The organism is Actinomadura rugatobispora, from assembly GCF_055379765.1.
The window spans coordinates 9,095,416-9,108,505 of record NZ_AP029191.1; the positions used below are offsets into that span (position 1 = coordinate 9,095,416).

The window sequence follows — 13,090 nt, forward strand, 5'->3', positions numbered from 1 at the left end:
CGGTTTCGTGTCGACTCTGGTGAGGCAAGCGTGGAAAGTGAATCGGACCCGGTGCCGCGGTTCTTCGTGGGAACCGACGTCGGTGGAACCTTTACCGACCTCGTCGTTCTCCGCGACGGGCGCCCTCCCCGGTTGTTCAAGTCGCCGACCACCCCGCACGACCGGTCCGAAGGCGTGGTCAACGCCCTGCGCTTGGCCGCGGAGTCCTACGGGACGGACCTGGCGGGGTTCTGCGCCGCGATCGGCTACTTCGCGCACGGCACGACGGCGGCGACGAACGCGCTGATCGAGCGTAAAGGCGCCCCTACCGCGCTGCTCACCACGCGGGGGTTCAGCGACACGATGCTCATCCAGCGGTCGATGACGTCGTGGGTGGGCATGGGCGCGGCGACCGGGCACTACAGCCGGCGCCGCAACCCCGACCCGATCGTTCCGCGCTCCCGGATCGTGGAGATCACCCAGCGCGCCGACGCGCGGGGCGAAGAGATCGTCGCGCTGGACGAGGAGGAGGTGCGCGGCACCCTGCGGCGGCTGCGGGAGGAGGGCGTGCGGGCCCTGGCGGTGTCGTTCCTGTGGTCGTTCGTCAACGGCACGCACGAGGAGCGGGTCGCCCAGATCATCGCCGAGGAGTGGCCCGAGGCCTATCTGACCCTGTCCCACCAGGTCGCGCCGGTCATCGGGGAGTACGAGCGGTCCGCCACGACCGTGGTCAACAGTTACCTGGGGCCGGTCATCCGCGACTACATCGCGGGCCTGGAGGGGCGACTGCGCTCGACCGGGTTCACCGGCGACTTCTCCATCATGGACTCCGGTGGCGGAGTCATGCGGGCCGAGGACGCCGCCCGCCGCGCATCGTCCATGCTCACCTCCGGCCCGGCAGGCGGTGTGCTCGCCTCGTCCGCGCTGGCCGCCCGGCTCGGGCACCCGAACGTCATCACCTCCGACATGGGCGGCACCAGCTTCGACGTCGGTCTCATCATCGATGGCGAGCCGCTGGTCGAGCGGATCAGCGAGGTGGGAGACCTGCACCTGGCGCTGCCGCGGATCAAGGTGACCGCGATCGGCGCCGGCGGCGGGTCCCTGGCGGCGGTGGACGAGTCGGGCGTACTGGTCGTCGGCCCCGAGAGCGCCGGATCGGTGCCCGGCCCGGCCTGCTACGGCCGGGGCGGCGACCGGCCGACGGTCACCGACGCCGACGTCGTGCTGGGCATCATCGATCCCGCCCGGTTCCTGGGCGGCCGCATGCCGTTGGAGCGTTCCCTGGCAGAGAAGGCCATCCGCGCCCACATCGCCGATCCGCTCGATCTGAGCGTGGAGGAGGCCGCGGCCGGCATCCGCAAGGTCGCCGACAACCAGATGGCCGACCTGCTGCGCAAGGTGACCGTCGAGCAGGGCCACGACCCCCGCGACTTCGTGGTCTACGCCTACGGCGGCGCCGGGCCGACCCACGCTTATGCCTACACCGAGGCCGCCGGCATCGCGACGCTCGTGGTCCCGCCGACCTCGACCGTGCATTCGGCCTACGGCACGGTGACCTCGGACCGGTACCGGGCGGTGCAGACCACCGAGGTGAACCGCACGCCCCCGGGAGCGCGGGACCCGGCCGCCCATCTGGACGCCGAGCGAATCACCGCGACCTTCGACGCGCTGGCCGAGCGGTGCCGGGCCGACCTGGACGGCGACCCGCGCGCCCGCCTGTCGCGTGTGGCCTACCTGAAGTTCCGCCGCCAGTCCCACGAGCTCCCGCTCGCGGTGCCGGACGGTCCGGTGACCACCGGCGTCCTGCGTGAGCTGATCCAGGAGTTCCGCAGCGCCTATGAGCGGATCTACGGCGCCGGCACCGCGCTGCTGGGGGCGGGCGTGGAGATCCACACGCTGAGGGTGGAGGGCCGGGTGAAGGTCACCGACGTCCGGGAGGGCGCCTACCCGGGGTCGGCCGACCCCGACGCCGCGCTCATCGGCGAGCGGGAGGTGCACTTCCCCGAGACCGGCCGCATCGCCACCCGCGTGTACCGGGGGGAGGGGCTGGGCGCGGGAGCGGCCCTGCGCGGCCCGGCGATCTTGGAGTTCGCCGGCACCACCGTGGTCATCGGCCCGTCCCAGGCGCTCCAGGTCGACCAGCACAGCAACCTCGTCATCGACTGCAAGGGGGAGGCGTGACCACCACCGCCACCGACACCGCCACCGACACGGTCGACCCGATCACCTTCGAGGTGATCCGGCACCGACTGCTGGCCATCACCGACGAGCAGGGCGCCACCCTGGCGGCGATCTCCGGGTCCACCCACGTGGTCGAGGCCAGCGACTACAACGTCGGGCTCTACCTCCCCGACGGCTCGGTCGCCGCGATGGGCCGCACGATCCTGTCGCACGCCTCCTCCATGGCCGCCATCACCCGGTCGGTCATCGAGGACTGCACCGAGGACCCCGGCATCGCCCCCGGCGACATGTTCATCGTCAACGACCCGTGGAAGGGCACCGTCCACGCCCAGGACGTCGGCCTCATCGCGCCGATCTTCTTCGACGGTGAACTGCTCGCCTGGACCGGCGCCATGTGCCACATGGTCGACGTCGGGGGCATGACCCCCGGCAGCTTCTGCATCGACGCGACCGACTCCTACCAGGAGGGCCTGCAGATGCCGCCGACCAAGCTGGTCGACGGCGGCAAGGTCCGCACCGACGTGTGGAACCTGATCCTCGCCCACACCCGGATGGCACCGACCGTCAACCTGGACCTGCGGGCGCTCATCGGCGCGAACAACACCGCGGTCCGCGCGATGACCGCGCTGGCCGACAAGTACGGGGCCGCCACCGTCCGCACGGTCATGGCCAACCTCATCGGCCTGTCGGAGAAGCGGCTGCGCAACCGGCTGGCCAAACTGCCCGATGCCCGCCTGCACTCGCGCGCCTACCTTGACAACGACGGGGGGTTGGCCCAGTCGCGGGAGAACGCGACCTACGAGATCGACCTGGTGCTGACCAAGCGTGGCGACACGCTCCACTTCGACTTCTCCGGATCGTCGCCGCAGGCCAAGGGCTACATCAACTGCGCCTACTCCGGGATGATGGCCGGGATCGCCGCCGCCCTGCTGCCCACGCTGGCCTTCGACGCCCCCTGGAACGAGGGCTTGTTCAAGCCGGTCGAGGTGGAGTGCCCCGACGGGCTGATCTGCAACGCCTCGCGTCCCGCGGCGGTCAGCGGCGGCGCGCTGGAGGCCGGCTGGCTGGTCGAGATGACGGCCACCGAATGCCTGTCGAAGCTGGCGGCCTGCTCGGACGAGCTGCTGCGCGAGGCGCAGGCCGGCCCGGCCGGCGGGCCGGACAAGTTCGTGCTCACCGGAGCCGGCGAGAACGGCGCCCGGCAGACGTATGTGATCATGGACTGCCTCGCCACCGGCGGCGCGGCCTACGCCCACCGCGACGGCGCCTGGACCCAGGGCCAGCACAACATCGAGCGGCAGCGCATCTCCAACGTCGAGGCCGTTGAGATGGATTCGCCCCTGCTGTACCTGTGGCGCGGCCTGGTCGCCGACTCCGGCGGCGCCGGCCGGCACCGCGGCGGCATGAGCATGGGCGCGGTCTACACCGTGCACGGGGGGCGCGACGTCACCGCGCTGAACTCCGCGCACGGCTGGGAGGTGCCCAACTCCACCGGCATCTTCGGCGGCTACCCCGGTGCCCAGAACACCCGCACGGTCGTCAAGCACAGTGACGTCAGGGCGCGGCTGGCCGCCGGGCGGATCCCCTCGGTCGAGGAGCTGTCGGGGGAGCGTCCGGTGATGCGCGGGCGGCAGGGCCTCTACCACCTGGGCGAGGACGACATCCTGGCGACCGTTCCGCAGGCGGGCGGCGGCTGGGGCGACCCGCTGGACCGGGCCGCCGAGCACGTCCAGGCCGACCTGGATTTCGGGGCGATCACCGCGCAGGCGGCCGTGCGCCTCTACGGGGCGGTGCTGTCGGAGGACGGCCGCGTCGATCCCGGCGCCACCGCGGCCCGGCGTGAACGGCTGCGGGCCGCGCGGCGCGCGCTGCCCGCCGACAAGCCGCTGCCCGAGCCGCCGGCGGGGCCGCGGACCCGGCTCCACCCGGTGGGCGACGGCCTGGAGATCGTCCAGGCGGGAGGCCGGCGGTGGGTCGCCTGCGCCTGCGGCTGCGTGCTGTCCGCGGCCGACGAGGTGTGGCGGGCGCACGCCACCGTGGAGATCGGCCACGACGTGCACGAGTTCGGCCACGCCACCCGGCTGGACCCGGACCTGGAACTGCGCCGCTACACCTGCCCGGCCTGCGGCCGGCTCCAGGCGACCGACGTCGTCCGGCGAGGCGACGCCCACCCCGACGACATCCGCTTCCTGGCCGCGAGGGAGGGGTGATGGGACACCTGGCTCTGGCCGCCGCCACCTCCCACGTGGGCGCGATCGTCAAGAACGCGCAGGCCGACCCCGAGGTCTCCGCGATCCTGCACCAGGCCTGGCGGCGCCTCGACGCCGAGATCGCCGCGGCCGATCTGGACGCCGTCGTCCTGGTCGCCACCGACCACTACGAGACGTTCGGGCTGGAGAACTACCCCGCCTTCTGCCTCGGACTGGCCGAGGAGCACCACGGCTGGGCGGAGTTCGGCAACCCCGGCGGCACCGTGCCGGGACGGCCGCGGCTGGCGGCGGCACTGCTGGACGGGCTCACCGCCCGCGGGTTCGACCTCGCGCGCTCCCACACCATGGCACTGGACCACAGCTTCACGGTGCCGCTGGCCAAGCTGCCGGCGGCCGCGGCGGCCGGTGTCGTCCCGCTGTTCGTCAACTGCAACACCCCGCCGCTGCCGTCGCTGCGCCGCTGCCTGGACCTGGGCGCCGCACTGCGCGAAACCGTCCGGGCGCTCCCCGACGGCTCCCGGGTCGGTGTCATCGGCACCGGCGGGCTGTCCCACTGGGTCGGGCTGCCCCGCTTCGGAGAGATCAACGAAGAGTTCGACACCCGGCTGCTGGAACTCCTCGAACAGGGCCGGGCGGCGGACGTCGCGGACTGGGACGACGCCCGGATCCTGGACGAGGCCGGCAACGGCGCGCTGGAGATCCGCACCTGGCTGATCGCCGCGGGCGCGGCCGGAGGCCCCGCCCGCGTCCACGCCTACCGGCCCATGCCCGCCTGGACGGTCGGCATCGGCATCAGCGCGTTCGAGGTGACGCCGTGAGCATCGTCGGCCTCAACCACCTCGCCCGGGACCTGGAACACGATCCCGACGTCCTGCGATCCTTCCGCGCCGCGCCGGAGCCGGTCCTGGCGGGTTACCGGCTCACCGGCGAGGAGCGGCGCGCGGTCGCCGCCAAGGACGCGACCTGGCTGCTGGCGCACGGGATGAACCCCGTGGCGCTGCGCAACCTCATGGTCGTCCTCGGCGTGGCCCACCAGGACATGTACGCCGCCGCGGAGGGATCCTGACATGGCCGCCCTCGACGGCCGCGGCGGCGTGCCGCAAGGGGACGCCGACATCGGCCTCCACGAGCGGCAGGCGGCTCCGGTGCTCCAGCTGCGCCAGGTCCGCAAGGCCTTCGGTGGCGCGCAGGCACTCGCCGGCGTCGACTTCACGCTGCTGCCGGGCGAGGTGCACGCCCTGGTGGGGATGAACGGGGCGGGCAAATCGACCCTGGTCGAGCTCATCTGCGGCGCGTTCACCCCGGACGCCGGCGACATCGTCATCGACGGGCAGCACCGGTCCGCGCTCACGCCGCGCCGCGCCCACGCGGCCGGTGTGAGCATCGTCCACCAGAAACGCACCCTGGTGAACGGCCTGACGGTCGCCGAGAACATCCTGCTCGGCCGCCTTCCGGCCCGCGGCGGGCGGATCCGGTGGAAGCAGGCCCACCGGGAGGCGGCCCGCGCCCTGGACGGACTGGGCATCGAAGTGGCGACGGAAGCGGTCGCCGGGAGCCTGGGCCCCGCCGAGCAGACCCTCGTGGAGATCGCCCGCGAGGTCCATCTCGGCGGCCGGGTACTGATCCTGGACGAGCCGACGGCCTCCCTGGGCGGCCGGGACGCCCAGACGATCCACCGCCTGGTGCGCACCCTGCGCGACCGGGGAACCGCGATCGTCTACATCTCCCACCACCTCGACGAGGTCCTCGACCTGGCCGACCGCGTCACCGTGATGCGCGACGGGCACGTGGCCGCCGTCGCACGTGCCGCGGAGATCGACCTGCCCGCACTGATCAACGCCATGGTCGGAGACCGGCTCGTCCATGACCGGCCCGGCAGGAACCGGTCGGCGGGCGAGGCGGTGCTGGAGCTGACCGGGCTGGCCGGAGGCCGCCTGCACCCCTTCGACCTGACCGTCCGCGCCGGGGAGGTCGTGGCCGTCCTCGGCCCCGCCGGAGACGGCCAGTCCGAACTGTTCCGGCTGCTCACCGGGCTCCGCCGGGCCAAGAGCGGGCATCTCACGGTGAACGGCGCCAAGGTCGCCCCCGGCGACGTCGGTGCCGGTCTGGCGGCCGGCCTGCGCTGCGTCACCGGCGACCGCCTGTCCTACGGGCTGGTGCCGGTCCTCAGCGTCGATGAGAACCTCGCCCTGGTCCGCAGGGGACGGCTGCGGCCGTGGCTGGTGCGCTGGCGCCGGCTGCATGCCGAGGGACGCCAGGCCCGCGAACGCTACGGCGTCACCACCCTGCACGCCGACCCGCCCGTGGCGTCCCTGTCAGGCGGCAACCAGCAGAAAGTGCTGCTGTCGGCATGGCTGGACGGCGAACCGGCCGCCTGCCTGCTGGAGGAGCCGACCAACGGCGTGGACGTGGCGGCCAAGGCCGAGATCCATCACATCGTCGACGGCCTCGCCGAACGGGGCACGGCCGTCCTGCTCGGCTCCTCCGACGTCGACGAGGTGCTGCGGCTGGCCGACCGCGTGGTCGTCGTCCGCTCCGGGCGGATCGTCGCCGACTCGCCCATCGAGAAGGTGACCCGGGACGACCTGGTAACGCTGACCGCTGGAGGAGACCAGTCATGACCGCACTCACCGCGCTGCGAGGCCGAACCGGCTTCGCTCTTCCTCCCGGGGTCTCCCGGCACGCCGGCCTGCTCACGGTACTGCTGGTCGTCGGGGCCTTCACCGCCGTCAACAGCGAGGTGTTCCTGACCGGCCCCAACCTCCTCAACGTCTCCCAGCAGATCGCCGTGGTGGCCGTGCTCGCCGCGGGGCTGACCCTGCTGATGACCGCGGGCGGGATCGACTTCTCGCTCGGTGCGATCGCGGCCGTGACCCACGGCGTCGTCGCCCAGCTCATCGTCGGCGGCCTCGACGAATGGACGGCGGCCGCGCTGGCCCTCGCGCTCGGTGCCGGGATCGGCCTGGTCAACGGGATCGTGGTGACGCGCCTGAAGGTCGTGCCGTTCGTGGCGACGCTGGCCACCTCCACCGTCCTGGACGGGGCGGCCCTGCTCATCATCGACGGTAAGAGCATCTCCATCGGCGAGCACCTGGCGCCGCTGGGCTTCGGCGAAGTCGCCGGCGCCGTGCCCGCCCTCGTGGTCATCGCCGTCATCGTCTGCGCGGTCGCCGCCCTGGTACTGCGCTGGACGGCGTTCGGCCGCAACGCCTTCGCCATCGGCGGCAACGAGGACGCCGCCCGCCTGGCCGGCATCCCCGTCGTCCGGACCAAGCTGCTGCTCTACACCCTCGGCGGCATGCTGGCCGGGCTCGGCGGCGTCATGCTCGTCTCCCGGCTGGGCGCGGCCAGCCCCGGCACCGGCGGCCTTCATCTGGAACTCACCGTGGTCGCCGCGGTCGTCATCGGCGGCACCGCCCTGCACGGCGGCAGCGGCACCCTCGTCGGCACCGTCCTGGGAGTCGTGCTCCTCGGCGTGGTCGCCAACTCCATCAACCTGCTCCAGATCAACTCCCACTACCAGAACGTGGCGCTCGGCGCGGTCCTGCTCGTCGCGGCGATCACCAATCACCTGCGCGGACGACCTCACTGACCGGCGACGCACACTCGGCCCCCCGCCGCCCACCCCACCACCCCGCACCGATTCGGGAGGATCGACATGTTCGCCGCACCGGGCACCACCGGCCGCTCACCCAGAAGACTGGCCACGGCGCTCACCCTGGCCGCCGGCATCGCCCTCACCGGCTGCTCGGTCGAGGACGGAGGCGAGGCCACCGCGACCGTCCCCTCCGGCAAGGAGCTGACGGTCGGTTTCGTCAACGGCAACTCCATCGAGTTCCACACCTGCCTCCAGCGCTCCATGCAGGCACGCGCCGACAAGGCCGGAGTCACGCTGCTGACCGCGAACTCGGCGATGGACCCGGCCAAGGAGCTGTCCAACATCGACGACATGATCGTCAAGCGGGTCGACGCGATCGTCGTGCAGACGGTCAACATCGACTCGCTGGAGGGCGGCATCAACCGCGCCAACCGGGCCCGGATCCCGATCTTCCTGACCTCGGTCGCCTCGGTCGACCAGAGCAAGATCCTCGGCGCGGTCGTCACCGACGTGCAGAAGGTCGGCCGCGAACTCGCAGCCTGGCTGGTCAAGGACAGCGGCGGCAGGCCCGTCGAGGTCGGCATCGTCGGCGGCGCCCCCGGCGCGGCCGCCGACCTGATGAACAACGCCTTCAAGCAGAGCCTCGGCGGCGCCGCCAAGGTCGTGTTCGACCAGCCCGCGCTCTGGCAGCGCGCCAAGGCCCAGGACGTCGCCGAGAACCTGCTCCAGGCGCGGCCCAAGGTCTCCTACGTCTTCGTGCACAACGAGGACATGGCCTTCGGCGTGCTGGCCGCCCTCAAGGCCGCCGGACGCGACGACATCAAGATCCTCACCAACGGCGGCAGCGCCGCGGGCGTCAAGGCGATCGGCGCCGGCGACATCGCGGTCACCGTCAGCAACACGCCCAAGAGCGTCGGCGAGATGGCGATCGACAACGTCGTGGGCCTGCTGCGCGGCACACCGGGCGTCAAGAAGATCGCCAACGTGCCCGAGACGCTGGTGACCAGGGAAAATACGAGCCAGGCCCCGCCCTACTGCTCGTGAGGTACTGATGCCCGATACTCCTGGCCCTCTTCCTTCCGGCCCCACCGCGCAGGACGGGCCGCGCCGCCGCGGAGTCCGCTCGGTCGACCGGGCGCTGGACGTGCTCAGCGCGTTCAGCGCCGCGCATCCCCGCCTCCAGCTCTCCGAGCTGGCCGCCGCCGCGGGGCTGCCCAAGGCCAGCACCCACCGCCTCGCGGTGACGCTGGTGGAACGAGGTTTCCTCAGGCAGGCCGACGACGGCGCCTACGTGCTGGGCAACCGGCTGCTGGAACTGGGCAGCCTCGTCTCGGCGACCACGGCGCTGGCCCACCTGACCCAAGGCGTCGCCGAGGAGCTCATCCGCTCCACCGGGGAGACCGTGCTCGTCGCCGAGATCGACTGGCGCGATCGGTCCCTGCTCATCACCGCCAAGCGCGAGGCACCGCACTCCCCGGAGTCGCTGTCACCGCTCGGCCGGCGCTCGGCACTGGGCAACGGCTGCATCAGCCGCGCCATCCTCAGCGGCCTGCCCGTGGAAGACAGCGAGGAGATCGTCGCGACGCTGCGGCTGGCGCAGCGCACCCCCGCCAGCATCACCGACCCCGAAGCATTCCGCCGCGAACTGCGGACCTGCCGCCGGTACGGCTACGCCGTCGAGATCGGCGAGTTCATCGCCGGCATCGCCGGCGTGGCCGTCCCGGTCATGGTCGCCGGCCGCCCGGCCGGCGCGGTCGCGGTCTGCGGCCACACCGCGCGCATGTCGCGGCGCCGCCTCGAAGCCCTCGGCACCCACATCAAGTACCTGCTCGGACGCGCCGCGGCCACCAACCCGCCGGCATCCCCACGAGCGGGCTGACCTCACGGAGGAGACCATGCCGACCCCACCCGACGCCGCCTGGGTGACCTTCCCCAGCGGCCGGGACGAGATCCGCGGCTACCTGGCCCTGCCCGTCCGCACACCCGGCGGCGCCCCACCGCCCGTCGTCATCATGGCCCACGAGAACCTGGGCGTCACCGCCCACCGCGAACGGGTCACCGAACTCTTCGCCGCCGAGGGATTCGCCTGCCTGACCGTCGACCTGTACAGCCGCATCGGCGGACGCCCCCCGCAGGACTACACCACCCCCGAAGAGCGGCGCGCCAAGGCATTCTTCGCCGCCCGCGACGAGCAGGCGATCCCCGACCTCGACGCCGGCCTGGACTACCTGGCCCGGCGCGGCGACCTCGACGCCTCCCGCGCCGCCGCCGTCGGCTTCTGCCTCGGCGGCGGCCTCGTCCTGGCCTGGGCGACCGGCACCGACCGGCTGGCCTGCGCCGTTCCGCTGTACGGACTGCCCGAACTGCCCCCCGCCTACAGCCCGACCGGCCGGATCCGATCCCGCATCGACATCGCGGCGACCGTCCGCTGCCCGGTGCAGGCCCACTTCGGCGGAGCCGACGAGGTCATCCCTCTCGACCAGGTCGGCCGCCTGGAAGAGGCCCTCAAGCTGTCCGAGCAGCCGATCGAGGTACACCTCTACCAGGGCGCCGGGCACGCCTACCACGACGACACCCACCCCAACCACCACCCCCAGGCCGCCCGCCTCACCTGGGAACGCACCCTCGAGTTCCTGCGGGCCCACCTGTGAGCCTGTGGACCGACCTGCTGGGCGCCGAGATCCGGCACATCGTCGCCGGGGGAGTGCCGACCCGGATCGCCTCGCTGGGGGACGGCCCTCCGATCGTCCTGCTGCACGGACGCGGCGGACACCTGGAGACCTTCGCCCGCACCATGCCCGCACTCGCCGAAGCCGGACGACGGGCGATCGCGTTCGACCTGCTGGGCCACGGTCTCACCGGCCGCCCGCCCGCAGCCCGATACACCGTCGAGGAACTCGCCGTCCACGCGCTGGCCGTCCTGGACGCACTCGCACTCGACGAAGCCGACCTGGTCGGCCAGTCGCTGGGCGGCTGGACGGCCGCACTGATCGCCCTCGGCGCCCCCGACCGGGTCCGGCGGCTGGCGCTCATCGAGCCCGCCGGACTGCAGACCGAGTCCGAACGCCTCGCCGACCCCACGACCCGCAGCGCCTACGAGCGAGGCGGACGGGCCTATGCCGAGCCCACGCCCGAGGCCGTACGCACCCGCCTGGCCGGGCTGCTCGCCGACCCCGATCGCCTCGACCCCGAACTGGTGGAGATCCGAACCCTCCTCTACCAGCCGGAGGAGGCCCGGCAGGTGCACCGCCTGGTCCGCGCCGCCGACAACGACCGCTCCCTGCTGACGCCGCAACGGCTGGCCGGACTCGCCATGCCCGTGATGCTGGTGCGCGGCGAACACGGCCACACCCCGCAGGTGGTGATCGAGACCGCACGCGACGCCATCGCCCAAGCCCGGCTTCTCACTATCAAGGGCGCCAAGCAGTGGCCGCAGTACGAACACCCCGAGCTCCTCAACCCCGCTCTCATCGACTTCCTCAGCAAGGAGAACTGATGTCCTTCTGGACCGACTGCCTCGGCGCCGAAACCCGCTACCGCGACGCAGCGGGTTGGCGCACCCGCTCCATCGAGGCCGGTGACGGCGACGCCGTCATCCTCATGGGCGGTCTCACCGGCCACGCCGAAGCCTTCCTGCGCAACATCGTCCCGCTGTCCGAACGCGGCCTGCGCATCTACGCCATCGACGCCCTCGGCCACGGCCTCACCGCCCGCCCCACCGACGTCACCTACCACGCCCCCGCCTTCACCCGGCACCTCATCGGCTTCCTGGACGCCATCGGCGCCGAACGCGCCCACCTCGTCGGCCAGTCACTGGGCGGCTGGACCGCCCTCTACACCGCGCTCAAGCACCCCGACCGCGTCGGCAAGCTCGTCTCCGTCACCGGCGCCGGGCTGCTGCTGTCAGACCCCGATCGCGTCACCGAAAGCAAAAAGGTGCACGCCCAGGTCAAGGCCGTCACCACCAAGGCGGCCACGGCACCGACCCGCCAGAGCGTCCGCGAGCGGCTGGAATGGCTGATGGTCGATCCGGCCACCGTCACCGACGAACTCGTCGAATGCCGCTACCGCTACTACACCCTGCCCGGAGCCGAGGAAGCGCTCGCCAAACTCGTCGCCGAGCAGCCCAGCCAGGCCAACCGGGTCCACATGCTCGGCGAGAACGACCTCGCCCGCATCGAGCACGACACCCTCGTCCTGTGGACCGACCACAACCCCACCACCCCCGCCGAGGTCGGCCGCCGCGCCGCCGAGATCCTGCCCCGCGCCGCCTTCGACATGATCACCGGCGCCGGGCACTGGCCGATGTTCGAACAGCCCGACCAGTTCAACCGGATCGTCGGCGACTTCCTCACCAAGGACACCCGGTGACCCCTGCCGACCAGGTCGCCCTCGGCTGCCGTGTGCTGGCCGCGCACGGCAACGCCGACCTCATCTGGGGACACCTCTCCCTCCGCGACCCCGGCGGCGCGGGCACGTGGCTCAAGGCCGCCGGCCACGGAATGGAAGAGATCACCGCCGAACGCGTGGTGCTCATCGCCCGCGACGGAACGCTCCTCGCCGGCGACGGGCGCGTCCACCTCGAGTACCCCATCCACACCGAGATCATGGCCGCCCGGCCCGACGTCGGCGCGGTGGTCCACAGCCACGCCGAGTCGGCCGTCGCCTTCGCCGCCACCGGGCTGCCGCTCCACCCGATCGGGCACGAGGGCACCCTGTTCTGGCCACCCGACATCGCCCGCTTCACCGCCACCGGCGACCTCATCCGCGACCGCGCACTGGGCCGGGCGGTCGCCGAGGCGATCGGCGACCGCAACGCCCTCCTCCTGCACCGCCACGGCCTGGTCACCACCGGCCCCGACGTCCCCACCGCCGTCATGACGGCGATCTTCCTGGAGAAAGCCTGCCGCACCCAACTCCAGGTCGCCGCGGTCACCGGCACCTACGACCACTCGGACAAGGCCGAGGCCCTGGCCAAACGCGCCCGCTGCTACGCACCCGAACAACTCGACGCCGCCTGGAACTACCTGCTCCGAACACTCCCCACGACCTGACGGAGGACTCCCGCAGACGCCGACCTGGTCCGGCCGGGGCCACCCGTCCGCCCATACCGGACCAGGCC

The 13,090-nt window shown here is 72.4% G+C and carries 12 protein-coding genes; all 12 read left to right on the plus strand.

The genetic code is table 11. The annotated features are described in order from the left end of the window. The first annotated feature begins 30 nt into the window (after nucleotides 1-30). The 12 genes from ACZ466_RS40995 (at nucleotide 31) to ACZ466_RS41050 (ending at nucleotide 13,022) form a co-directional block, all read left to right on the plus strand. Nucleotides 31-2,160, plus strand: a complete 2,130-nt coding sequence (locus ACZ466_RS40995) for a hydantoinase/oxoprolinase family protein (protein WP_378285915.1) — start codon at nucleotides 31-33, stop codon at nucleotides 2,158-2,160. After that, a complete protein-coding gene (locus ACZ466_RS41000) occupies nucleotides 2,157-4,370 on the plus strand; it encodes a hydantoinase B/oxoprolinase family protein (RefSeq protein ID WP_378285916.1) in 2,214 nt (737 codons plus the stop codon). The genes ACZ466_RS40995 and ACZ466_RS41000 overlap by 4 nt, the downstream gene beginning before the upstream one ends. After that, the gene (locus tag ACZ466_RS41005) at nucleotides 4,370-5,188 is read left to right on the plus strand and encodes a DODA-type extradiol aromatic ring-opening family dioxygenase (RefSeq protein ID WP_378285917.1); all 819 of its coding nucleotides are present in this window, start codon (nucleotides 4,370-4,372) and stop codon (nucleotides 5,186-5,188) included. The genes ACZ466_RS41000 and ACZ466_RS41005 overlap by 1 nt, the downstream gene beginning before the upstream one ends. Continuing rightward, the gene (locus ACZ466_RS41010; protein WP_378285918.1) at nucleotides 5,185-5,436 is read left to right on the plus strand and encodes a hypothetical protein; all 252 of its coding nucleotides are present in this window, start codon (nucleotides 5,185-5,187) and stop codon (nucleotides 5,434-5,436) included. Before ACZ466_RS41005 ends, ACZ466_RS41010 begins: the two co-directional genes overlap by 4 nt. Nucleotide 5,437: 1 nt before the next feature. Beyond that, nucleotides 5,438-6,991, plus strand: coding sequence for a sugar ABC transporter ATP-binding protein (locus ACZ466_RS41015; protein ID WP_378285919.1), 1,554 nt, complete (start codon nucleotides 5,438-5,440; stop codon nucleotides 6,989-6,991). Further along, nucleotides 6,988-7,962, plus strand: coding sequence for an ABC transporter permease (locus ACZ466_RS41020; protein ID WP_378285920.1), 975 nt, complete (start codon nucleotides 6,988-6,990; stop codon nucleotides 7,960-7,962). The genes ACZ466_RS41015 and ACZ466_RS41020 overlap by 4 nt, the downstream gene beginning before the upstream one ends. Nucleotides 7,963-8,028: 66 nt before the next feature. Then, nucleotides 8,029-9,012 carry a sugar ABC transporter substrate-binding protein gene (locus tag ACZ466_RS41025; RefSeq protein ID WP_378285921.1) on the plus strand — a complete coding sequence of 328 codons (984 nt, stop codon included), beginning with the start codon at nucleotides 8,029-8,031 and terminating at the stop codon, nucleotides 9,010-9,012. Between the two features lie 7 nt (nucleotides 9,013-9,019). Next, nucleotides 9,020-9,847, plus strand: coding sequence for an IclR family transcriptional regulator (locus ACZ466_RS41030; RefSeq protein ID WP_378285922.1), 828 nt, complete (start codon nucleotides 9,020-9,022; stop codon nucleotides 9,845-9,847). Between the two features lie 16 nt (nucleotides 9,848-9,863). Beyond that, nucleotides 9,864-10,619, plus strand: a complete 756-nt coding sequence (locus tag ACZ466_RS41035; protein ID WP_378285923.1) for a dienelactone hydrolase family protein — start codon at nucleotides 9,864-9,866, stop codon at nucleotides 10,617-10,619. Next, nucleotides 10,616-11,464, plus strand: a complete 849-nt coding sequence (locus ACZ466_RS41040; protein WP_378285924.1) for an alpha/beta fold hydrolase — start codon at nucleotides 10,616-10,618, stop codon at nucleotides 11,462-11,464. Before ACZ466_RS41035 ends, ACZ466_RS41040 begins: the two co-directional genes overlap by 4 nt. Continuing rightward, nucleotides 11,464-12,339, plus strand: coding sequence for an alpha/beta fold hydrolase (locus ACZ466_RS41045; RefSeq protein ID WP_378285925.1), 876 nt, complete (start codon nucleotides 11,464-11,466; stop codon nucleotides 12,337-12,339). Before ACZ466_RS41040 ends, ACZ466_RS41045 begins: the two co-directional genes overlap by 1 nt. Continuing rightward, on the plus strand, nucleotides 12,336-13,022 hold the full coding sequence (locus ACZ466_RS41050) for a class II aldolase/adducin family protein (RefSeq protein WP_378285926.1): 687 nt from the start codon (nucleotides 12,336-12,338) through the stop codon (nucleotides 13,020-13,022). The genes ACZ466_RS41045 and ACZ466_RS41050 overlap by 4 nt, the downstream gene beginning before the upstream one ends. Nucleotides 13,023-13,090: the final 68 nt, after the last annotated feature.